The 22,422-nt window shown below is 52.1% G+C and carries 24 protein-coding genes; 10 read left to right on the top strand and 14 right to left on the bottom strand.

The window, feature by feature from the left end; all coding sequences use genetic code 11:
* The first annotated feature begins 41 nt into the window (after positions 1 to 41).
* Positions 42 to 674, top strand: coding sequence for a class I SAM-dependent methyltransferase (locus PSE_RS23500; protein WP_008551383.1), 633 nt, complete (start codon positions 42 to 44; stop codon positions 672 to 674).
* Here PSE_RS23500 and PSE_RS23495 read toward each other — a convergent pair.
* The 9 genes from PSE_RS23495 to PSE_RS23460 all read right to left on the bottom strand — a co-directional run bounded on the left by PSE_RS23495 (position 671) and on the right by PSE_RS23460 (position 9,511).
* Positions 671 to 1,531, bottom strand: a complete 861-nt coding sequence (locus PSE_RS23495; RefSeq protein ID WP_014287062.1) for an endonuclease/exonuclease/phosphatase family protein — start codon at positions 1,529 to 1,531, stop codon at positions 671 to 673. The genes PSE_RS23500 and PSE_RS23495 overlap by 4 nt on opposite strands.
* A gap of 81 nt (positions 1,532 to 1,612) precedes the next feature.
* The gene (locus tag PSE_RS23490) at positions 1,613 to 2,746 is read right to left on the bottom strand and encodes an aminotransferase class I/II-fold pyridoxal phosphate-dependent enzyme (RefSeq protein ID WP_014287061.1); all 1,134 of its coding nucleotides are present in this window, start codon (positions 2,744 to 2,746) and stop codon (positions 1,613 to 1,615) included.
* Positions 2,747 to 2,791: 45 nt separating this feature from the next.
* Complete coding sequence (locus PSE_RS26795; protein WP_051125962.1) at positions 2,792 to 3,157, bottom strand: hypothetical protein; 366 nt, start codon at positions 3,155 to 3,157, stop codon at positions 2,792 to 2,794.
* Positions 3,158 to 3,240: 83 nt separating this feature from the next.
* On the bottom strand, positions 3,241 to 3,396 hold the full coding sequence (locus PSE_RS27335; protein ID WP_014287059.1) for a hypothetical protein: 156 nt from the start codon (positions 3,394 to 3,396) through the stop codon (positions 3,241 to 3,243).
* A 22-nt stretch (positions 3,397 to 3,418) separates the two neighbouring features.
* On the bottom strand, positions 3,419 to 3,877 hold the full coding sequence (locus PSE_RS23480) for a hypothetical protein (protein ID WP_014287058.1): 459 nt from the start codon (positions 3,875 to 3,877) through the stop codon (positions 3,419 to 3,421).
* 265 nt (positions 3,878 to 4,142) lie between these two features.
* Complete coding sequence (locus PSE_RS23475) at positions 4,143 to 5,870, bottom strand: ABC transporter ATP-binding protein (protein ID WP_008551515.1); 1,728 nt, start codon at positions 5,868 to 5,870, stop codon at positions 4,143 to 4,145.
* 11 nt (positions 5,871 to 5,881) lie between these two features.
* Entirely contained in the window at positions 5,882 to 6,844 is a 963-nt protein-coding gene (locus PSE_RS23470) for an ABC transporter permease (protein ID WP_008551641.1), read from the bottom strand.
* A gap of 21 nt (positions 6,845 to 6,865) precedes the next feature.
* Entirely contained in the window at positions 6,866 to 7,846 is a 981-nt protein-coding gene (locus PSE_RS23465) for an ABC transporter permease (protein WP_014287057.1), read from the bottom strand.
* Between the two features lie 84 nt (positions 7,847 to 7,930).
* Complete coding sequence (locus PSE_RS23460) at positions 7,931 to 9,511, bottom strand: ABC transporter substrate-binding protein (RefSeq protein WP_014287056.1); 1,581 nt, start codon at positions 9,509 to 9,511, stop codon at positions 7,931 to 7,933.
* Positions 9,512 to 9,826: 315 nt separating this feature from the next.
* Between PSE_RS23460 and PSE_RS23455 the strand changes: the two genes are divergently transcribed.
* A complete protein-coding gene (locus PSE_RS23455; protein WP_014287055.1) occupies positions 9,827 to 10,177 on the top strand; it encodes an ArsC family reductase in 351 nt (116 codons plus the stop codon).
* A gap of 85 nt (positions 10,178 to 10,262) precedes the next feature.
* Here the strand turns inward: PSE_RS23455 and PSE_RS23450 are convergent, their stop codons facing one another.
* Together PSE_RS23450 and PSE_RS23445 are read right to left on the bottom strand one after the other, a co-directional pair.
* Positions 10,263 to 11,504 (bottom strand): B12-binding domain-containing radical SAM protein, encoded by a 1,242-nt coding sequence (locus PSE_RS23450; protein ID WP_014287054.1) that lies wholly within the window; start codon positions 11,502 to 11,504, stop codon positions 10,263 to 10,265.
* 113 nt (positions 11,505 to 11,617) lie between these two features.
* Positions 11,618 to 12,421, bottom strand: coding sequence for a creatininase family protein (locus tag PSE_RS23445; RefSeq protein ID WP_041768785.1), 804 nt, complete (start codon positions 12,419 to 12,421; stop codon positions 11,618 to 11,620).
* Between the two features lie 207 nt (positions 12,422 to 12,628).
* Here PSE_RS23445 and PSE_RS23440 point away from each other — a divergent pair, with 207 nt between their 5' ends.
* The 3 genes from PSE_RS23440 (at position 12,629) to PSE_RS23430 (ending at position 15,053) form a co-directional block, all read left to right on the top strand.
* Entirely contained in the window at positions 12,629 to 13,552 is a 924-nt protein-coding gene (locus tag PSE_RS23440) for a hypothetical protein (RefSeq protein ID WP_148266191.1), read from the top strand.
* 33 nt (positions 13,553 to 13,585) lie between these two features.
* Entirely contained in the window at positions 13,586 to 14,347 is a 762-nt protein-coding gene (locus PSE_RS23435; RefSeq protein ID WP_014287051.1) for an ABC transporter ATP-binding protein, read from the top strand.
* 178 nt (positions 14,348 to 14,525) lie between these two features.
* On the top strand, positions 14,526 to 15,053 hold the full coding sequence (locus PSE_RS23430) for a MarR family winged helix-turn-helix transcriptional regulator (protein ID WP_008551675.1): 528 nt from the start codon (positions 14,526 to 14,528) through the stop codon (positions 15,051 to 15,053).
* A 156-nt stretch (positions 15,054 to 15,209) separates the two neighbouring features.
* Here PSE_RS23430 and PSE_RS23425 read toward each other — a convergent pair whose 3' ends face one another.
* Positions 15,210 to 15,737: a DinB family protein gene (locus PSE_RS23425; protein WP_014287050.1), complete on the bottom strand. Its 528-nt coding sequence runs from the start codon at positions 15,735 to 15,737 to the stop codon at positions 15,210 to 15,212.
* Between the two features lie 202 nt (positions 15,738 to 15,939).
* Between PSE_RS23425 and PSE_RS23420 the strand changes: the two genes are divergently transcribed.
* Positions 15,940 to 16,989 carry a LacI family DNA-binding transcriptional regulator gene (locus PSE_RS23420; protein WP_008551321.1) on the top strand — a complete coding sequence of 350 codons (1,050 nt, stop codon included), beginning with the start codon at positions 15,940 to 15,942 and terminating at the stop codon, positions 16,987 to 16,989.
* Positions 16,990 to 17,291: 302 nt separating this feature from the next.
* On the opposite strand, the gene PSE_RS23415 is transcribed toward PSE_RS23420, so the two are convergent.
* Positions 17,292 to 17,771: a hypothetical protein gene (locus PSE_RS23415; protein ID WP_208998037.1), complete on the bottom strand. Its 480-nt coding sequence runs from the start codon at positions 17,769 to 17,771 to the stop codon at positions 17,292 to 17,294.
* A gap of 348 nt (positions 17,772 to 18,119) precedes the next feature.
* On the opposite strand from PSE_RS23415, the gene PSE_RS23410 reads away from it, so the two are divergent.
* Positions 18,120 to 18,536 carry an AprI/Inh family metalloprotease inhibitor gene (locus PSE_RS23410; protein WP_014287048.1) on the top strand — a complete coding sequence of 139 codons (417 nt, stop codon included), beginning with the start codon at positions 18,120 to 18,122 and terminating at the stop codon, positions 18,534 to 18,536.
* A 3-nt stretch (positions 18,537 to 18,539) separates the two neighbouring features.
* On the opposite strand, the gene PSE_RS23405 is transcribed toward PSE_RS23410, so the two are convergent.
* The gene (locus PSE_RS23405; RefSeq protein WP_041768784.1) at positions 18,540 to 19,718 is read right to left on the bottom strand and encodes a pyridoxal phosphate-dependent aminotransferase; all 1,179 of its coding nucleotides are present in this window, start codon (positions 19,716 to 19,718) and stop codon (positions 18,540 to 18,542) included.
* 195 nt (positions 19,719 to 19,913) lie between these two features.
* Here PSE_RS23405 and PSE_RS23400 point away from each other — a divergent pair, with 195 nt between their 5' ends.
* The 3 genes from PSE_RS23400 to PSE_RS23390 all read left to right on the top strand — a co-directional run bounded on the left by PSE_RS23400 (position 19,914) and on the right by PSE_RS23390 (position 22,410).
* Positions 19,914 to 20,150 (top strand): hypothetical protein, encoded by a 237-nt coding sequence (locus PSE_RS23400; protein WP_208998036.1) that lies wholly within the window; start codon positions 19,914 to 19,916, stop codon positions 20,148 to 20,150.
* Between the two features lie 160 nt (positions 20,151 to 20,310).
* Positions 20,311 to 21,426, top strand: coding sequence for a GTP-binding protein (locus PSE_RS23395; RefSeq protein WP_014287045.1), 1,116 nt, complete (start codon positions 20,311 to 20,313; stop codon positions 21,424 to 21,426).
* Positions 21,427 to 21,432: 6 nt separating this feature from the next.
* Positions 21,433 to 22,410, top strand: a complete 978-nt coding sequence (locus PSE_RS23390; RefSeq protein ID WP_014287044.1) for a WD40 repeat domain-containing protein — start codon at positions 21,433 to 21,435, stop codon at positions 22,408 to 22,410.
* The last annotated feature ends 12 nt before the right edge of the window (positions 22,411 to 22,422 follow it).

Here is a 22,422-nt window from a genome sequence, read left to right as displayed (position 1 = left end):
AGAATATGCATGGATACACTGCAGGAAATGGAGGGTTTTCTATGCAGGATTCCGCAGGATTTTGGGACAAACAGGCGCCGGGGTATGTGGCGCGTCCTATGAAAGACGTTGCTTCCTATGAGAAGGCAATGGACCGTGTTCGCTCTTATCTCACCCCTGAGCAAGAGGTGCTGGAGCTGGGGTGTGGCAGTGGTTCAACCGCGATGCTTTTGGCCAAGCATGTCAAGCACATGACTGCCAGCGATATTTCCGGAAAGATGATCGAGTTTGGGCAGGAAAAGGCCTGGAACGATGGCATTGAGAATATCAGCTTTGTGCATACTCCCGCTGGCAGCAGTGTGTTTGAGGGCAAGAGCTATGATGTGGTGATGGCCTTTAATGTGGTCCATCTGATCAAAGGGCCTGCCAGTGTTCTCAAGCAGGTGCACCGGATGTTGAAGCCGGATGGGTTGTTTATCACCAAAACGCCGTGCGTGGGTGACTGTCCGTTTTACTGGCGGTGGTTGATCAACGTGATGCGTCTTGTTGGTTACGCGCCCTATGTGAACTACCTGAAGCAGGTGCAGCTGGAGCGGATGATTGAGCAGTCGGGTTTCAAGATAGTTGAAACCGGAAACTATCCATCTTCGCCTATGGGCCGCTTTATTGTGGCGCGGAAGGTTCAGGCTGCTTAGAGGTCGACCTGCGCATAGAGGCCGTGGTGGTCTGAGCCGTAGTAAGGGCGGAGAAATGTTTGGCCGCCCTTTGGTGCGAGCACATGGTCAATACGCATGGCGTAGGTGCCTTTGAACAGGAAGCTGGCTTTGAACGGGCCAGCCATCTGTGTGTTCGTTACCTCAGTGTACTGGCCCATAATATGGGACCACGGCACCATATTGAAATCACCCGCCACGAGTTTGAGGCCCTTTAGCTCAGACAGGATTGGGATGATCTGTCCTGCCTGATTTTCCTGATAAAATGGCCAAGGCCAGTGCTGGTGGATGGAAACGACCCAGAGCGGACCTTCCTTGCTTTGGATATGCAGGGCAGCGATACCCAGGCCGATCTCACAGCGGAAGGAATCTGTAGCGAGAGGTAGGCGGGAGAGCACGGCCACAGCGCCGACGGCCGTGAACGGGCAGACGATGTGGTAGGGGTAGTTTTCCTTCAGCGCATTGATCAGCGGCAGGTGTCTTTTATGGACCTCCTGCATGGTGATGACGTCTGGTTTCAGCATCAGGATATCTTCCAGCACATCAACGCGGTCGCCGGGGCGGAAGCTCAGGTTCTTCTGGTAGACGGTGAGGTCATAGCTGTTTGGAACGCTTTCTCCCTGATACGCCCATAAAACCGTTGCGCTGCTGAAGATGGCGATGATGACGCCGGTGATCATCATGGTGGGCTGACGATAGCAAAACAGGGTGAGGACCGCGAGCAGGACCGCCAATGGCAGCCGGAACACTGACAAGCTATCGCCTAGCGGATGGATCATGCCCAAAAAGGACATGAGGAGTAAGGTGATTACTCCGATTATGGAAAGGCGCATAAACATGACAGGTTTTCGTCTGTGAAAGAAACAAGATGCGAACCTGCTATGTGTAAGCCTAACTTTGGCGAATATGTGACAGCGCAATCATTTGGTGGAAACGTTGGGTTTTTGGGAGATTTCTGGTTTTGAGAGATGGAGTGTCGTGAGCAAGTAGATGAGGTCGTTCAGGGCTTCCGTATCTGGGATGTTTGAGGGCATAAGGCGAATGCAATTGCTGAGCTGGGGGATGGGAGCGTAACTTATGCAAGGGATTCCAGCGTTCTGAAGATGAGCTGTATAGGCATCAGCTTGGCCCTCAGGTGTTTCGATAATCAGGAAATCCGTTTCGCTGGGTAGACAGGTAAACGAAGTGTGCTGCTCTATGCTACTTCTCATATGATTTCGCCACTGACAGCGGGAGCTGATGTGCTTTGCAAGGATTTCGTGGTTCTCAATTAGTGCTTTTCCTGCAGCAATGCTGAGTGGTGAGATGGTGGTTCCGCCTTTTAGTATCTTGAGGCAGTCTATGACTTCGCTGTTGCCCATAGCATAGCCAAAGCTGGTTGCAGCGAACGCATTTTTGGCCATGCTTCGTAGGATGACTAGATTTTCGTGGGTGTTGAGTAGACGGCAAATCCCGTGAGGATCATTGGCGTGCAGATGGTAAACTTCATCAATGACTAAAAGGCCGTTTGTGTTGCTGGCTAACGCATCGATGAACTCCAGCGGGGTGGCTCTGGAGATGGGATTGTTTGGCGTACTTAGCAGGGTGATAGCGGGTTCATGCTCCCGCTGCATTCGCAATGCATCTTCTAAATCCCAGTGTCCGCCTTGGGTGATGCCGAATTTATGGGACTTGATGCGCAGCTTCTCGAACGTGATGTCGTAGAGAAAATAATCAAACTGCGGAGTAAGAACTGATGTGTCCTTCGCAAATGCCAGTAACAGCTCTTCAACGAAAGAAATGACACTGCTACCCAGCAAAACACCACAGTTTTCGGGAAGGTGGTTTAGTCGGCTGATGGCCGCTTCCAATTCTGTGGCTGCCTTGATGTTGTAATTGGCAAGATTCAACGCTTTGATTTCTTGCTCAATACAAGCATCGATCTGCTGGAGCTCTTCAGGGCGAGCTTCCACACTCTCAAGCTGAGGGCTTCGGTGAGCAATGAACTTGTCCAGATGGAAAAGTGTTCTTTGATGTTGCGCTGCCTGGCAGAAATTAGAGAGTGAGAAGGGCACAATATGGGTGTCCTGTGATGGAAATGAATTGAGGGGCTGGGGTGATTATTCAAAGACTGGTGGCGGAACCTGTGGCCGATGGTGGAGGTAATGCCCAAAAATCTCGTCGCAATCTTTGAAGTACTTTTCAGTAAAGAGGATGTGTGTGTGCCAAACGATGTCTACAGCTTTGGACGGCCAAGCGCGGGCGTCGTTTGCACGGCCCTCTTTGGTTTCAATGTTCAACTCTAGTGTATCGATAAGGAAGTCCCGATATTGGTCGATTGCTATGCGAGCTTCTTTTGATGGCCATTCGTAACCACCAGTTTCAACTGAGCCCACGAGCTGATTGAAGACACACTCAAGGTCCAAGGCGGCAATTTTCTGACGGCCTACGGTGTTGGAAGTACGTTCGGCTGGATACCAATCCATCTTTGTTACTCTTTTTTGGAGATGGAGTTAAGGTTTGAGCGGTAAGAGCGCGTCGCGAGTAAAGTGCGGCGCGCTCAGTTTTTCTAGTCTTTGTCGTCTTCTTTGACGTCAGGTTTGTTTTCAGCTTTGCTGAATGGCAAGCCTCCGAAAAAGAAACAAGCTGCTTTTTGGTTTGGTGTAACGGATTTATGGGTGAAAGGGTTTTGAGCTGCTGCATGCAGTTTGTTAAGGTCTTTCATGAACGTCTCCAGTTTTAGCCTACTAGGATTTATCTGTGGCATCGTGAATGGTGATATGTCCGCGACAGGTCCCATCAGAGAACACGCCAACAACTGGGCTTTCGCCGCTCAAACCTGATGCGAACATTGTTACTTCGACGGGAGCTTTGTCTTCGCTATCTGGAAAAACGATTTCATAGCTGTTGGTGACTGTGAAGATGCCTTCTCCAACAGTTCCGTCAGTTTCAGTAATGAGAATGTCATGACCTTTTTCTGATTCAACCTGCTGATGGCCATCATCATTTTTGCCCTTATGGACAGCAGAGTATCCGTCGGAGTAACGGGTTTTACAGGTGCCATCATCAGGCTGACCGTTCACCAGTGACAGTTCAGAAAACTCAACGGTGGTTTTCCCTGTTGCATCATGATTGTCAGCAAAGACTGGATAGATCGCGAGGGCTAGGATGCCTAAGCCTGCGATGGAAGCAGTTGTTTTTTTCATATTTGAGCCTGCTCTGATCGAAGTGGGTTCGCATTTGTAGCTTTTGTATCCTTGCGGATGAGCAGAGCTTAGGGATGGCAGTCTTAATGAAAATGCTAGATGTTGGGAGGAAGTGTATCCTAGGGTAATGCAAGCTGAAGTGGCTGCCTGAGACTTTAAACGCTATTGAGTTAGAGGCAGCTGGATTGCGTTAACTTGTCTGGCATGCAGGCAAAAGAAAAGGGCCCGTGAGGGCCCTTTTCTGATGATTGGAAGTTGGTTGGCGTCAGGCCAGTTCTTCTTCTAGGTTCTGGCGGGACAGGCCTTCCATGCTTGGCATCAGGGAGAGGAGCTCCTTGGTGTAAGCGTGTTGCGGGTTGTCGAAGAGGTCTTCGGTGTCCGCGACTTCCAGAAGCTGGCCATGGCGCATAACGCCGGTGCGGTTACACATCTGCCGGATGACGGCGAGGTCGTGGCTGATGAACAGCATGGTGAGGCCCAGCTCGTCCTGAAGATCCTTCAGCAGGTTGAGGATCTGTGCCTGAATGGACACGTCCAGCGCAGAGGTCGGCTCGTCACACACCAGGAAGCGTGGGCGGGTCGCCAGTGCGCGGGCAATGGAGATACGCTGACGCTGACCGCCGGAGAACTCGTGCGGGAACTTGGCTGCCGCTGCAACACCAAGGCCGACGTGTTCCAGAAGGTCATCAACGATCTGGTTTACTTCGCTGTTGGTGCTGGCCAGTTTGTGGAACTTGATTGGTTCCGCAACAATGTCACGTACACGCATACGGGAGTTCAGGGACGAGAACGGATCCTGGAAGATCATCTGCATCTGACGACGCATTGTCAGAACCTGCTTCTTGTCCTTCAGGCTGGTCAGTTCCTGCCCGGCGAAGTGGGCGGTGCCACCTGCTGGATGGTACAAGCCAGTGATGACGCGGGCCATGGTCGATTTACCGGAACCACTTTCGCCCACGAGGCCAAAGGTTTCACCTGCGTGGATGTCAAAGCTGACTTTATCCAGAGCGGTGAAATACTGCCTGTTCTTAGAAATCCATGCGTCCTTGGTCAGAAACTTCATGGTGATGTCTTTTACATCCAGCAGTGGACCATCGACAGACTTGTAGTCACGTGCCTTGCCCAGCCAATGGGTGGCAATGTCGATCTGCTTGAATGGCTTTGCAGAGCCTTCAATGTAATCCACCTGCGGGAAGCGATGCACTTTCACGTCCGGACGCGGCACAGCAGCGATCAGGCTCTGGGTGTATGGATGCTTTGGAGCGCCCAATACCTGCTTGGACTCGCCATACTCAACCAGATCACCACGATACATAACCGCAACGTGGTCGGTAAGGTCTGCGATCACGCCCATGTCGTGGGTGATGACGACCATCGCCACGTTTTTCTCTTCGCAGAGACGTTTCATCAGCTTCAGGATCTGCGCCTGAATGGATACGTCCAGAGCGGTTGTCGGTTCATCAGCGATGACAACTTCCGGGTCTGCGCAGAGAGCAAGTGCGATCACAACGCGCTGACGCATACCACCAGAGAACTGGTGCGGGTACTGCGAGATACGCTCTTGCGGGTTTGGAATGCCGACCTGATCCAGCAGATCCACCGCGCGGGCACGTGCTTCTTCTTTGGAAAGGGGCAGGTGCAGGCGGATGGTTTCGACCAGCTGGAACTCGATGGTCTGAAGTGGATCCAGCGAGGTCAACGGATCCTGGAAGATCATGCCGATGCGCTTACCGCGCAGCTTACGCATGCTTTCCGGATCAAGATTGTCGATGCGCTGACCATCGAGGTGGATTTCACCTTCTGCAATGCGGCCCGGATGTTCCAGCAAGCCAATGGTGGCGTTACCCACGGTGGACTTACCAGCGCCACTCTCGCCCACAACGCCGAGGATTTTACCGGCGTCTACGGAGAGATTGACATTGCGGGACGCCGTGAAGACGTCTTTGCGGCTCGGAAACTGAACTGTGAGGCCGCGAATATCTAAGATGCTCATGGACTCTCTCCCTAGCGCAGTTTCGGGTTCAGTGCGTCGCGGAGCCAATCGCCCAGCAGGTTCACTGCCAGAACAAGGATCGCGAGCGCCAGACCTGGGAAGATCGCAATCCACCACTCGCCTGAGAACAGGAAGTCGTTACCGATGCGGATCAACGTGCCCAGAGATGGCTGTGTTGATGGAACACCAACGCCGAGGAAGGAGAGAGTTGCTTCTGTGATGATTGCCAGAGCCAGGTTGATGGTTGCAATAACCAGAACCGGGCCAAGCACGTTTGGCAGCACATGACGGATCATGATGATCCATGCTGGAATGCCGATCACGCGGGCGGCCTGAACGTATTCCTTGTTCTTTTCAACCAGCGTGGAGCCGCGCACTGTACGTGCGTACTGCACCCAGAAGGACAGACCGATGGAGAAGGTGAGAATCCAGATTGCCCAGGTTTCACGGTCGATGTTGCCGAAGATACCGTTTGCGATACCGTCAATGAGCAGCGCCAGCAGGATTGCCGGGAAGGTGAGCTGAACTTCTGCGATACGCATGATGATCGCATCTGTGCGGCCACCAACATAGCCGGAAATCAGGCCCAGAGAAATGCCGAGCACAGCTGCGAACGCAACGGACAGGAAGCCCACTGCCAGAGAAATGCGCATGCCGTACAGGATGCCGGAGAGCAGGTCGCGGCCCTGATCGTCTGTGCCGAGCAGGTAGCGCGGGTCGGACCATTCCATGCCGATTGGCGGGATGCGCGCGTCCAGAATGCTGATCTGCGCCAGATCGAACGGGTTGAACGGTGCCACGATTGGTGCAAACAGAGCGGCCAGCATCAGACCCAGCGTTGTGATTGCCGCCAGAACGGTCACCTTGGAGCTGAGGAAGCTGTGCAGCAAGTCGCTGTCCAGAAAACGAGCTAATGCGGAGCGGGAGGCTTCTGAAGCCTCGCTGCCGGAAACGGTTGGTGTGTTATCTGTCATGATTGTTGTCCTTACCGTTTCTTATGCGCGGCCGCGTTCGGTGCGCAGGCGTGGGTCAATCACAACGTAGAGAATGTCTACGATGAGGTTGATGACCACGAAGATGAAAGCGGTGAGCAGCAGGTAAGCTGCCATGATCGGAATATCCACGTTCTGCACGGCTTGCAGGAACAGGATGCCCATACCAGGCCACTGGAACACGGTCTCGGTGATAATCGCGAAGGCGATGATGGAGCCGAGCTGCAGGCCGGTGATGGTGATAACAGGCACCATCGTGTTTTTGAGTGCGTGGATGTAATAGACGGACCGGTTCGGCAGGCCGCGTGCGCGGGCGAACTTGATGTGGTCGGTGCGCAGAACTTCCAGCATCTCAGCGCGGATCAGGCGCATGATGAGGGTCATCTGATAAAGACCAAGTGTGATAGCAGGCAGGATGATTGCCTTGATACCACTGATGGTCAGGAAGCCTGTATCCCAGAACGAGCCGAGCTCGGTGACTTCGCCACGACCGAAGCTTGGCAGCCACTGCAAGGTGACTGAGAACAGGAAGATAAACAGAATGCCGATAAAGAATGTTGGCAGGGAGATACCTACGAGAGACACCGACAGGAACATCTTCGAGAGCCATGAATCGCGGTTCAGACCGGTGTAAACGCCCATTGGAATGCCGAGTGCCAGTGCGAAAACTGCAGAAGCAAAGGACAGTTCCAGAGTTGCAGGCAGACGGCGACCGATCAGGTCTGCCACAGGCTGCTTGAACTGGTAGGAGTTACCGAAGTCGAACTGGATCGCACCCATGACATAGCGGAAAAACTGAACGAGAACAGGGTCATTCAGGCCGAGGCTTTGGCGCAGGGCTTCACGTTGCTCTGGGGTGGTCTCAATGCCCACCATCTGGTTTACAGGATCTCCAACGAAGCGGAAAAGCAGGAAGGAGATTAAGGCTACGACAAACATGACCACGAGAGCCATGGCGATACGCCGGGAGATAAAGCCAAACATGGTGTTTTATAGTTGTTCCTGAGAATAGAGGTGCCCGGCGCCGAGGGCGCCGGGCTATTATCTTTTTTTGGCTAAGCGTTAAACTTAGTTCTTCACTACATATTTGAAGTGGAACTCGTTATCCGCGCGCTGCTTCAGAGTAACCTTGTCGGAAACACCCCAAGCCAGACCCTGCTGGTGCAGAGGAATGTGAGATACTTCGTCGTTCAGGATTGTGTAAGCTTCTGAAATCAGAGCGTTACGCTTCTCTTCGTCGTTTTCGGAGAGAACCTTCTTGGTCAGCTCGTCAATTTTCGGGTTACAGTAACCACCCAGGTTGAATGGGCCGCCAGCGCCTTTGTCGTCACGACAGTTGTTCAGGTTCAACAGAATGTTGTAGCTGTCGAAGGAACCTGGGGTCCAGCCGAGCATGTAGAAGGAGGTGTCGTAACCGCCGGACGCGAGAACCTTCGCGAAGTACTTCGCTTTAGGCTGTGCGTTCAGGTTCACTTTGATGCCGACGCGTGCGAGGAATGCTGCAGTTGCCTGACAGATTGCTTCGTCGTTCACGTAACGATCGTTCGGGCAGTCCATGGAAACTTCAAAGCCGTCACCGTAGCCAGCTTCTTCAAGAAGCTTCTTGGATGCTGCTGGATCGTATGGGTAACGAGAGAAGTCGCCGGAGTTTGCGAACAGGAATGGTGAGATCATCAGAGCTGCTGGCTCGGACAGACCACGCATGATTTTCGCTTTGATCGCATCAACGTCAATTGCCTGATAGAACGCCTTACGAACGCGAACGTCCTTGAATGGGTTCTTGCCTTTGATGTTGGAGTGGAGCAGCTCGTCACGCTTCTGGTCGAAACCGAGGAAGATGGTGCGCAGCTCAGGACCGGTCAGAGCAGTGGTGCCTGCATTGCCGTCTACACGCTTGATGTCCTGTACCGGGATCGGGAACGCCATGTCCAGCTCGCCAGAGAGAAGAGCTGCAACGCGGGTTGCGTCAGATCCGATTGGAGTGAACTCAACGCCAGTCAGATTGTGTACTTTGTTGTCCCACCAACCGTCGTTTACGGTGAAAGTGGTTTTAACGCCTGGCTCGTGCGTTGCGATCTTGAACGGGCCGGTGCCGTTTGTGTTCAAAGATGCGTAGTTTGGATTGGTGTCAGAAGCAGAAGTTACCTTTACAGCGTTGTTTGCTTCAGTCCATTCCTTATCCATGATGTACCAAGTGGACCACTCGGAGTGCAGGATTGGGTTTACGCCTGGCAGTATGAAGTCAACGGTGTAGTCATCGACCTTAACAACCTTCACGTCTTTCGCGATGCGGGTTGTCATGTCGGAGCCTTCAGCGCGTACACGGTCTGCAGAGAAGACCACGTCGTCAGCTGTGAAGTCGTTACCGTTGTGGAACTTTACGCCTTTGCGCAGGTGGAAGCGCCAGCGGGTTGGCTCAAGAACTTCCCAGCTTTCAGCAAGAGCTGGTTCAATCTTAAGGTCTGCGGAACGGCGCACGAGGCCTTCATATACGTTGCCGTGCATGCCGAGTGTAAAGGTTTCGTTCAGGCTGTATGGGTCCAGCTGGTTGTATGTTCCCTGAAACGCGAACTTAAACGTTTCTGCATTTGCCTGAGTTCCGGCAGCAAGCGTCATAGCCAATGCAGCGGATGCAATCTTTAAACGCATTCTATTTTTACTCCCCTTGTCCCCCTCATGCAGATAATTAAGTGTTCTGCAGGGGCCCCTCTGGTTTCGCCGTCCACTTATTAGGCGGATTCTGGCGTCTTAGTGATATTACCCATATGAATGAATGCGTCTAGGGGGCATTGCGTAGTTGAAACGAGGAAATAATGTGGGAGCAGCGCAATTTCATAGCGTATTCAGGCGCTAAGGGATGTATTTCTTGCGGTTTAATGCGTATCAGTTGAGAGACACTCCAACGTTAAGATGAGTATATTTCATCTAATGATGAGGAAATGAAGGGTTCTGATCTTGTTGATTATGTATGGTATTCGCAATTGCGACAGTGTTCGCAAGGCTCGTAAACTTCTGGATGAATCAAAAGTCGACTACACTTTTCACGATTACAAAAAAGATGGTGCAGATGAAAATGCACTGAACGAGGCCTGCGAGAGATTCGGGTGGGAGTCCGTTCTTAACAAACGCGGTACCACATGGCGCAAACTGGATGATGAAACCAAGGCGGGCGTGAGTGATCAGGCTTCTGCTATCGCGTTGATGATGCAAGAAACTTCATTAATTAAAAGGCCACTTATTACTGGCGGAAAGCAGCTTATGCTTGGTTTTGATGCGGCTTTGTGGGGTGAAATTATGGAAAAAGGAGAGCTGTAAAAGCTCTCCTTTTTTGGACGGAAAAGTTCCAGGGTTGGGATCCTTTGGGCTTTGCCATCCTTCCAATGGTATGAGGCGCTGGCAATCACGAAATCTGAAGCGTGGTTGCCAACCCGAAATCTTTTATCTGACGAAGTTTTCTCGAAGCTGACCGCGACACTGAGTAAAAATGCTGCGAGAATTCTTCCGCCCCTGCCTCAAGCTCTTCACAGCTCATGTTTTTTGGTTGGTAGACGGCGTGGGCGCCATCGTATTCCCCCCAGTTGTCAGAGAGTAATCTGTCTTCCTGTTCCAGCTGTTTGTAGAAGCGTGAACCAGGGAACGGAATGGCAATGGCTGGGGCTGTAATATCGACCCCTATCTCATGGTAGAACTTGGCGGTTTCGATGAAAATTTCTGGTGTATGTTCGTCAAAGCCAAAAATTGCTGTGGTGTCGACAATAATACCATGTGCATGAATGTTAGAAATTTGAGATTTTAAGTTTTCAGGTTTCACAAAACCCTTTCCGGCACGCTTAAGAGCTGCTTTGGATGGAGTTTCTATTCCAATCAGCAAGTACTTCGCACCAGAGCGGGCAGCTGCTTCGAGAAGTTCTGGGTCATCTGCTATGCGAATAGTGGTCTCACCAGCCCATCTAATCTTGAGCGGTTCTAACGCTTTGAACAGCTCCAGAGCGTAGTCGCGATCCTCGGTTAGGTGGTCGGCGTGAAGCTCCACCCAATCCGTTTCCATTTCAGAAATCTCATTAATAATGTCTGGAATAGGCCGGTAGCGGGTTTTTCCAAGCATGCCGGGGATGAGGCAGAAGCTGCAATTGTGTTTGCAACCACGGCTCACCAGTACGGACCACTCCCAATTGTACTGTTCTGCCGTGATGAGGTGGCGTGGGTACGGGTTGAGTTTGGACATGTCGGCATAGGTGCCGGTGTACCTTGGTTTGAGGTCGCGGTTCTGGGCGTCCTGTAGCAGCTCATCCCAGACGTTTTCGCATTCACCTGTCATCACTGCATCTGCGTATTCGCTGGCTTCATCCGGCATGAAGGTGGCGTGGAGGCCGCCGATCACAACCTGACTGCCTTTTTCCGAGAAAGCTGAGGCGAGCTCGTAGCCTCGGTTGGCATCAGGGGTTGCGAAGAAAAGCACCACGAGGTCGGCGGTCACCTTGCGGGGGTCGACCATCCTGATGGTTTCGTCATGCATCTCCAGCTGAAAATGGCGGGGGGTTGCTGCCGCAGCTGAGAAGATGGACTGAGGCGGGCCTCCACGCGCTTTCTTGTAATCTTTAAAGTAGCTCGGTGCAGATGCTTTGATGAGACAGATCTTCATTGCCAACCTCATGTGTTTGTTTTGAGTAAGCTGTCATAAATGACAATTTATGGCAAGAGGAATTTTTACGAGGTATTACCGCGTTGAAATTGCGTGATTAATTCAGGCTCTGGTTAGTTCTTACCGAAAGATGAAACATCAAATCTTTGCACATCGCGCAGGAGTTTGATGAACTCCTGCGAGGCGTGTGTGAGGGAGGCATGACCTTTCTCCGCTGTGGCGAGGGCCGCGTTGCCGAGGGCACCGGTCTTATTCAGATCCTCGCTCATCCAGCCATATTGATGGCGACCATGGGCTCGTAGGTAAGCATCGTTGTTGATGTGGTCGGTTTGTGTGGAGGTGAAGTCTGTTGCCCGATCCATGCGCACCAGATCTGGGCGCAGAGCCAGCATGATGGATGTTTCGATGTCGCCGCCATGAATGCCGTAGGTGAACTCTTCCTCGGAGAAGAGACCTTCCGGTTGGCCGAAGCGGAGCCAGCTGGATTCCACGGCGAGCATGTTGTGTTTGAGGCGCAGGTCGCGGGTGATGATGTCCATCAGCGGTGAGTTGCCGCCGTGGGAGTTGGCTATCACCAGTTTACGGATGCCTGCTCTGGCAACACATTCCCCAATCTCAATCCATGCTTTGACAGCAGTTTCCCATGTGAGGCTGAGTGTGCCCGGGAATGAGTGATGCTCGTCTGACTTGCCGACGGCCTGAACGGGCAGGAATGTGACCGGCAGATCATCTGGCAGCAGCTCAACCGTGCGAGCGACTTGCCCTTCCGCGATGCAGGTGTCCGTGTAGACCGGCAGGTGAGGGCCATGCTGCTCAATCGCTGCAATCGGCAATACCGCGATCCACTCGCTGGTGTCACTCTCAGAGAAGTCAGTCGTTGTCATCTCATACCAAAAACGGCGGGGCAGGGCGCTCATACTCTTATCCGGTGCTTGTTGTCTTGCGCGCAGAGTAACGCGTCGGAGCGCGGACGTCATGGGCGAAGGCATGGGATGCTCTGGTTTTTCAGAGGTAGTGGGTAGGGAGGCGTTTACTCTGGTGATCGGCTGTTGGGGCGAATGGCTCACGCGGGGAGCCGGGCTCCGTCCTTCTTGGTGGCTAACAATAAGAAGGAGAAGCCGAATATGTTTTCCAGAAAGACACGAAAAGGACTGCTCGGCGGCGTTGCACTGGCGCTGGCTGGGCTGATGGCTGGTGAGGCTGGGGCTGCGGGCGGTATACTTATGACGCAAGCATATTGTAATAGTTTTACCAATCCGCGTGATGTGATTTGGGCGCAATTACAGTCTGATCAAAACAATAATCAGGAGTATGAGAATGTCTTTTACATGCGGAGAGATGGAACGATAGTTCGGGTGAAAGGACAGGATGACTTTCAAAACCTGGATACGCTTTTTATTACGTCTCATGGCAGCTGTGGTGCGGTTGGGGGCATCGGCAACACAGCATTTGCCCAGAATATAAGAAAGGAGCAGAATGATCAAAGCGAGCTCAAAAATGTTCTGACAGTTTCTTGTCAAGCAGGTAGCAGAACGAATAATGGCAATGGGCCGAGTCTTCTTTCAGAATTGCAGAAGCACTTGAAACTTGACGATACCGCAGTAATTTCGGGTTGGGCCGGAAACGTTGCTTTAGTTGGTGGCGGTGGAGTTTTAAAAGATACACGGTACACGGATAAACGGAGGCTGCTGGATCAAAACCTTGCTGCTGCCTCCGGGTTTACATTGAGTGCTATTAATGCTCGTTGGGCACACCAAAGTGTCAATTTGGAATTATTGGCAGGAAAACAATTCGCAAACATATTTAAGACCCATTGCGAAAATGTTTTGAGTGTTCTTGAGCTGACAGGGATGCAAATGCTAGATGCTCAGGAGAGAGAGGCGATGTTTACGAAATTTAATGATAAGTTGCGTGAAACATTTCTGCCCGTGAACGCAAATGACAATCCGATAAGATCTTTTGCATATCGACCGAGCTTATTCGAAAGTGGAGGAGATTATAAGATCTTGTGTGGTCCTGGAACACTAGATAGGAAACAATGCCCGTAATCTTACGTTTAACAAGATAAGCAAGTGCTAAAGATGCCTCTCCCCCTCCTATCCCTAAACAACATCACCAAGACCTTTGATAACGGCACCACTGCTATCGATAGGTTTGATCTGGATGTGAAGGCGGGGGAGTTTTTGAGTATTCTGGGGCCGTCAGGGTGTGGGAAGTCTACTATTCTGCGGCTCATTTCCGGGCTAGAGGAGCCAAGCTCAGGTGAGATTGTTCGGTCTGGACAGGGTGAGGTTGGGTTTGTGTTTCAGGAACCGACCTTACTGCCGTGGGCGAATACCTTTGAGAATGTCTATTGGCCGCTGAAGGTGAAGGGTGTTTCCAAGCGTGATGCGAAGGATCGCGTGGAAGAAGCGCTGGAGATGGTTGGGCTTTCCAGTTTTGCGACGCATATGCCCTCTGAGCTTTCTGGCGGCATGAAGATGCGGGTTTCCATTGCGCGGGCTCTTGTGACCAAGCCGAAGCTGTTGCTGATGGATGAACCGTTTGCGGCACTGGATGAGATTACCCGTAACAAGCTGAATGACGATCTGCTTGAGCTGAAATCCACCCATGACTGGACCATTTTGTTTGTGACGCACTCTGTTTATGAGAGCGTGTTTCTGTCTTCCCGCATTGTGGTGATGGCCGCTGGGCCGGGGCGGATTACTCATGATATGACGCTGGATGCATCTTATCCACGCTCGCTGAACTACCGCATGGAATCACAGTACGCGGCGTATTGCCGTGAAGCGGTGGATGCTTTGGAACAGGCCATGGGGCACCGGATAAAAGTATCCGCGTAACCTCAAAAATCCCACTGAGTAGAACTTAAAGAGCTTATTCGCCTAAGAAATCTCATTAGGTCACTAAATAATTATCGAACTGTCATCTGAGTTATATATTCGGCGGCTATCACTGCTGTACGGCGCCTTTTTTCGGGCGTTTTACGTTGATCGGGACAGCAGCGAGATTAGCCAGACCATGGGTTTCAATTTCAAAAAGAGCACGACTTTTCGTCTTGCTCAGGCCGCGAAAGCGCAGCGTGCGCGTTCTGGGGCACACTTATCGCGCATTGGATTGCATCCGGGGCAGGAAGCGGTTCTGAAGGTTTTGAGCGAGACAGATGGCAAGACCATGAGCCAGCTGGCTCTGGCGCTTGGTGTACAGCCACCGACTGTTACGAAGATGGTGACACGTCTGACGGCGCAGGGGCTTGTGTTTCGTCGGATCTCTGAGACTGATGGCCGGCTTGCGCGGGTGTTTTTGAGTGAAGAAGGCCGTGAGCGGATTTTGCAGGTCGACCGTGCATGGAAGCGTCTTGAGAAAGAAGCGCTGGCTGGCATGGATGACAAGGACCGCAAGAAGCTGCGTCGTTTGTTGCGTCAGGTTGAGAAGAACCTTTCTGCCAGCTTTGAAGATGATCCGGATCTGGAAGATGAGCTGGAGAATGAAGACAAAACTGCTGAAGCGCAGGCAGAAAAGAAAGTAGAGCTGGAAGCGGCTGATTGAGCTGACGGCTTCAGGCCTGCGCATTGAACACAGGCCTTTATATTTTATAGATTTAGAGCATGCCTGCGTTCATTTGCATTCACGCCCCATACTCCAACTTCTTTATTTTGAGCGAATTCTTGTCGTTTGATTGAACTCAATCAAACAGAACGCGCTCTAAGCGTCCTGGCAGAGAAACAGCAGGTCTGTATCTGGTGTTTCCAATCCGAACTGGGTGAGCAGAGTTGTTATCTGCCCCCGGTGGTGGGTTTGGTGGTTGAAGAAATGCAGCACCAGATCGCCGAAGTTCTTCGTCGCTGGTATGCCCTTCATGTTGGCATATGAAAGAGCCTCATCTGCCTCAGATGGGGTGATGTCCCCTGCAAATTCTTCAATGATTTTATCCAGGCTCTGACGTGCTGCTTTCAGCTCTTCCCAGTTTTCAAAAGGGATGGAGGTGAGCGCTGTTGGGACTGGAAATGACTCTAGTTTCTGCAGGCTTTTGTAGCTTGGGGAATGCTGGGCGAAGCGGCGTAACCACGTCAGGTCTCCCACCACGATATGGTTGAAGGTTGCAAAGATGGATTGGAAAAATGCGCCGCGATCTTCCTTCAGCTGCTCCTCGCTGAGTTGCTCCGCACATGTGTAGAGCCGGGTGTTCATCCAGGTGTTGTATTGGGCGAGCAATTTGAAGTCGGAATACATATTCTGAAACCTGCCAATGCGATTATGAGTTATCGGCAAATATATCAGGATGTCTGATGGGTTTAACAAGTGACCGAAACTTGAGAATTCATAATGAATTCTCTTTGTTGGCAGTCTGGAGTATTGCTATTTGCTAATGTTGCTGTGCATAAGTGCTTAAGAATACAAAACGGATCCGGCTGGATATGCGAGGACATCAGCATTGAGCGGCACTGGTAAACCATTGAGATTAGGCGATCTTGCTGAGAAACTGGGTGTTTCGACGGCTACAGTTTCCTTGGCTCTGAGAGATTCTCCTTTAATCGCCAAAGCCACTAAAGCGCGGGTGAAAGCCTATGCTGAGGAAGTGGGTTATATCTATAACCGCTCGGCAGCATCTTTGCGGACATCTCAATCCAACATGATTGGGGTGGCGGTTCACGATATTCTCAATCCTTACTTTGCTGAGGTGTTTCGTGGGCTGGAAGAAACGCTGGCGCAGCACAACAAGACCATCCTGATCTGTAATCACCGCGATATTGTGGAGCGCCAGAAGCACTTCACGGACACGCTGCTGCAGCATCGCGTAGATGGGCTTATTCTTTGCGCTTCTGTTGGCACCACGGAGAAGGACATCAACTCAATCGTACGACAGGGTGTGCCGGTGACGTTGGTGTGCCGGGATGTGGCTGGTGCGGATGCACCTTGTGTTCGCGGGGATGACTTTCTTGGGTCTTATCGCATTACGAAGCATCTGATTGAGCAGGGACATACGCAGATCGCTATGGTTGGCGGTCGGCGTGGTAGTTCTGCTGGCCGGGACAGAAACCGTGGTTGGCGCTCTGCTTTGGAAGATGCGGGCATCAATGCGGATGACCAGATGGATATTCCGGAGCTGATGACGCAGGATGATGGCCGGTCTGTTGCCAGGCAGATTGTTGAGGCAGACCCGAAGCCAACGGCTGTGGTGTGTTTCAATGACCTTGTGGCGCTGGGCGTGATGAGTGCTGTGCGGCGACTCGGTGTGGAACCGGGGCCGGAGCTGGCGATTGTTGGCTATGATGACACTGACGGCACCGAAAATCGTACACCCGCTTTGACCACTGTGGACAATGGCGCGAGCACCATTGGCGTAAAGGCTGCAGAGCTCATGCTTTCGCAGATGAAAGGCGAAAAGCTCAACAGCGAGTTGATGTTAATCGAGCCAAAGCTGCGCATTCGCGAGAGTGCTCCACCTCCGGGTGAGCGCCTTGTTTCCGTGGATGGGTTGTGAGCGAATCCTGAGTAACTGACCTTTGAAATGGTGTGGTGGCTGCGTGATCGTGAAACTGCCGCATTGAAACTCTATGTTTACTATGCCGCGCTTATCTAAGCGGCATCTTGTATTGCGTTTCGGAGTTTCACCATGATCAGTTTCCGCGGTAGTGTTGAAGATCATAAAGACCTGAAGATGTTCGGCTTTTTTACGCTGGCCATGACTTGTATGGTGCTGCTCGTCGGCTAATCAATCAAACGACTCATCTGTTTTGATTAAGGAACGCTCTGGAATGAGCGCTCCCTTTGTTGGCTTAGTGTTTAGCCGATATTTCTGATGTTCAAGTTGCCGCCCTGAATGCGGATGATGTGCTTGCCGTCGCCTGTATCATTGCTGACAGGAGGCTGGTTGTTATTGCGTTGCCTGATCAGGTCGCGCAGGCGGTTGTAGCCATTTGTAAGCGCTCCGCCGGTATTTCTCCATTCATCCGTTGCCCCGAATAAAATGGCTTCGTCGAAGTTGGCAGAGTTTTCTTGCAGGCGCAGGCTGTCGATGTAAGCGAAGACTGTGTCTGCATCTGCAGCGTTGAAGATCTGCAGATTGGCTGGCGCAACATATGGGATTTGCTGGCCGTACATGACGAGATGAGCAGACATGAAGCGATTGCCAACGCGGACGGCGACGCCGATGCAAGAGTTCAATGTCGTTGTGATTGCATAATCGAGCAGGCCGGTTGGGGTGGCAAACTCCTGCTCAGCCAATGCCTGGGGGTTACAGGCCTGGTTCATAACGTACGCCATTTCGTCTTCCTTGTTTGTTGTTGCTTTGAATGCGGGAAGGGCCGCTGACCTTAGAAGACGAAGAGGCGGGCGATTTGTGAAGCAAATCACCTAAAGCGGATGTGCTTTGCACTTCATGTAAATAATAACTAGTATATAATTTGATTTATTTTAGATTGTATCTGTACTTCACAAGTAATGCGTGTATTTGTTTTTGTGTTAAATCCATGAATAATTTATGTTTTTAGAGCTGTTATCTCTCGCTTAATTTCTTGTTAACCTTGAGTTAACTGATTGCGCCCAGAATCTGAACATAAACAGATCCTGGAGGCTGTTCGCATGCATGGGATTTTGAGAAAAACAGTAGTAATGGCTGGCGCAACCCTGGCGTTTGCTGGCTTAGGCGTCCTTTCCAGTCAGGCCAGCGTGATTTCCGGCCACTGGTCTATTTCTGATGCGTTGTCATCCAAAACCTGTTCTGCGCAACTGGAGACTGAGCCAGCTGCGAGCGGGTATGGCAATGCATTCAAGACAACCAATTGTCAGGGGCTTTATGCGCCAATCTCCAAAGCCACGGCGTGGCAGTGGAGCTATGAAGAAGGTTTGTCTCTTCTGGATGCCGAAGGGCAGGTGGTGCTCCAGTTCGATATTGACGAACTGGATGGTTTGACCTCCGTTGGTCCGTCCTCGCTGTTCCTCATCATGCAGCCAGTGCATCATGACAGCAAAGCTTCCGACCTTTCCGAGCTGATCGAAAAAGCCATCGTAGTAACAGCACAGCGCTAAAGTCTAGCTCTTGCGGGTGCTTAGAAAGTCGGCCACGCGGTCTAATGCGCGGCTGTTGTTTTCCTCTGAGTTGGCGTAGGAGAAGCGTAGATAGCCTTCTCCCAAGACGCCGAAATCCGGTCCGCCGATGAGAGCAACGCCTGCCTTCTCCAACAGAGCTGATGCCAGAGGTTTGGCTTGCCAGCCAGTTTCCTTGATGTTTGGGAAAGCGTAGAAGGCGCCTTTGGGTGTTTTGCAGGAGATGCCGGGGAGGGCGTTGAGGCCTTCCACCACCAGTTTGCGCCTGCTGTCGAAGGCTTGCATCATCTGATCAACCGCATCCTGTGGCCCTTCAATTGCGGCGATGCCAGCGTATTGGCTGGGTGTGTTGACGCAGGACCAGCAGTTCACCGCTAGTTTGCGGGCTTTGTCGATAAGTGATGATGGCCAGACGGAATAGCCCATGCGCCAACCGGTCATCGCCCATGTTTTGGACCAGCCGTTGAGTAGGATGAGCTGGTCTTTCAGCTGCTCAAACTCCAGCAAGGATGTGTGTTTGAGCCCGTCATAGGTCATGCGGGAATAGACCTCATCTGAAAGCACCGGCAGATTTGAGTGGTTCTCCAGGCCTTTGACCAGTTTCTCAATCTCTGAACGTGGTGTAACGCCGCCTGTTGGGTTGGCTGGTGAGTTGAGGATGAGAAGGGCCGTGCGTTTATTGATGAGGTTCAGCGTTTCCTCGGCTGAGAAGGCGAAGTCGTTTTCCTCTCGGATTGGCACCGGGATGGGTGTGGCGCCCGTGAACTCGATCATGGAACGATAGATCGGGAAGCCGGGATCCGGGTAGAGGATCTCTTTGCCGGGTTCACCAAACATTAGGATGGCCATGAACATGGTGACCTTGCCGCCGGGGACGACCATGATGTTGTCAGGAGAGACGCTTGTGCCTGTTTCCGCATGAAGGCTTGAGGCGATGGTTTCGCGTAGCGGGAGAATACCTGTGGCGCCGGTGTAGCCGTGGTGTCCGTCGCGCAGGGCTTTGACGGCTGCTTCCACGATGTGTTCCGGAGTTTGGAAATCAGGCTGACCGATGCCGAGATTGATGATGTCGCGGCCTTGCTGGGTAAGCTCAGTTGCGCGTGCCAAAACGGCGAATGCGTTTTCATCTCCGATGCGGTCAAACGCTTCTACGGTTTTCAGCATGATGGTCGGCCTCCCAGTCCCCCAAAACAATCGGCTGGATGGTAGGGGATGGAAGCGATTGAATGCAAACAGAAAATAGTAGAGTGGGGTGAGCCACTTGCGATTGCTTGTGCCCGCTTCGGTCATTGATGTTGGCTTCTTGCTTCTGTCAAATAACGGGCCTAGGATCTCCATGTATTTTGATTGGAGATTTTTATGAGTAGCCTTCGTGTGCCTGAGGCAATCAGGTCTATGGGTGTTTTCCAGTTTGTGACAAGAAGCCCGGCGCGCACATTTGTGACAATGGCGATCCTGATTTCGATTTATCTGCTTTTCTTCTCACCCCTGCTGAACAGCAGCATGCCGATTGCGATCAGCGTTGTGGTGTTTTTCATCGTCTTCTGCATTGTTTTCCTGCTTGTTCTGGAGCTTCGATACAAGCTGGGGCTGTGATCTCCATCGAGAGGTATTAGCCAATTCCTGGGGGACAGGAACCCGGATATTAAACAATCAGCAGCTAGGGTCTTTTGCTGGCAGATCAACTGTCTATATTGAGGGCACGAAATTATCGTGCCAGCTGATTGCGAGCGCACGCCCATCCAAGGAGACGTAAATGTCCGAGGCTGCTGATAGCCGTATTCCTGTTACCGTGCTGACCGGGTATCTGGGCGCAGGTAAAACCACCTTGCTGAACCGTATTCTGAGCGAAAACCACGGCACGCGCTATGCTGTGATCGTCAATGAGTTTGGTGAAATCGGTATCGACAATGACCTTCTCGTTGAGTCCGACGAGGAAGTCTATGAAATGAACAACGGCTGCATCTGCTGTACCGTTCGTGGCGATCTGATCCGTACCGTTGAAAACCTGATGAAGCGCAAAGGTGCGTTCGACGCGATTATCGTTGAGACCACTGGCGTGGCTGACCCAGCCCCTGTGGCGCAGACGTTCTTCATGGATGATGATGTGCGTGAAGCGGCGAAGCTGGATGCAGTGGTTGCTGTTGTTGATGCCCGCCACGTTCAGCAGCGCCTGAAAGACACCAAGGAAGCTGAAGACCAGATCGCGTTTTCTGACGTGATTTTGCTGAACAAGACCGACCTTGTTTCTGCTGAGGAACTTGTTGGTGTTGAAGCGGCGATCCGCAAGATCAATCCATATGCGAAGATCCATCACACAGAGCGTTGCCAGATTGAGATCGGTGATGTTCTGGATCGTGGCGCTTTCGAGCTGGACCGTATTCTGGATCTGGACCCTGAGTTCCTGAAGAAAGCCGAGCACGCGCATGATCATGAGTGTGGTCCGGATTGTGATCACGATCATCACCATCACGGGCATGACCACGGCCACGCGCATGATCACGACCACGCACATGATCACGATCATCCTGACCATGAATGTGGTCCGGACTGCGATCATGATCATGAAGACACGCACTCCGTAAAGTCCTTCTCCTTCACTGCAGGTGATCTGGAGCCGAAGGTGTTCTTCGACTGGATCAATCAGGTGACCCAGATTCAAGGTCCGAACATCCTGCGTATGAAGGGTATTCTGGCCTTTAAAGATGACCCGCAGCGTTATGTGGTGCAGGGCATTCATATGATCGTGGAAGGCAACCATCAGCGTGACTGGAAAGACGATGAGAAGCGTGAGAGCCGGATCGTGTTTATCGGTCGTGAGCTGGATGGTGCAGCGCTGAAGACTGCGTTTGAAGCTTGTGTTGCGGAGTAAGTTCTGGTGCCTGTAACTGCTCCTCTTGATACCGACGGTTTTGTTGTTTCGGCAACCTTCCTCGGAGACGTAGCAGCCTTTGCCAGTGGTGAAGGTTCTGTCTTTTTTGCTGGTGGTCCTGAAACGCAAACACCGGTTCACAAAAACGGTTTGCTCTGTGCAACGCCTTCACTGGATGGCAAGTCTCTGATCACCGGTGGTGGTGATGGGAAGATCTGCAAGGTCAGTGCTGATGGCAGTGTTGAAGAGCTTGCTGAACAACCTCGCAAGTGGATCGACATTATTGCTGCAGGTCCGCAAGACAGTGTGGCGTTTGCCTCTGGCCGTACGGCTTGGGTTCGCCTGAAGACAGGTGAGATCAAAGAGTTTCAGCTGCCACGTGCGTTTGCAGGTTTGGCTTTTGCGCCAAAGGGTATGCGCCTTGCAGCGTCCCGTTATGACGGTGTGACGCTGTTTTGGGTGAATGCTGCTGGTGATCCGCAGGAGCTGAGCTGGAAGGGTGCACATGGTCATGTGACTTACTCTCCAGATGGCAAATACCTTGTGACCACCATGCAGGAGAACGCTCTGCATGGGTGGCGTCTGGCCGACAGTCAGGACATGCGGATGACGGGCTATCCGGCCAAGGTGAAGTCTGTGAGCTGGTCTGCAAAGGGTAAGTATCTAGCGACATCCGGTGCGCAGGCTGCGATCCTGTGGCCATTCATGGGTAAGTCTGGCCCAATGGGGCAGGCGCCTCTGGAGCTGGGCGTGCGTGGCGACAGTATGGTGACGACCGTTTGCTGCCATCCGCAGGAAGAGATGCTGGCGATTGGTTATCAGGATGGCATGGTGATGGCTGTGCGGTTCTCTGATAATGCCGAGGTTCTGCTGCGCCGTCCGGGTGCTGGTCCTGTTTCTGCGCTTGCGTGGGATAAGAAGGGCGATCGTCTGGCGTTTGGTACAGAAGAAGGTGCTGCTGGAGTGATCACTCTGCTGGATTAATTTGGGTGTGGG

This window comes from Pseudovibrio sp. FO-BEG1 (assembly GCF_000236645.1).
GTDB lineage: Bacteria > Pseudomonadota > Alphaproteobacteria > Rhizobiales > Stappiaceae > Pseudovibrio.
This window is presented reverse-complemented; position numbering and strand designations above follow the sequence as displayed.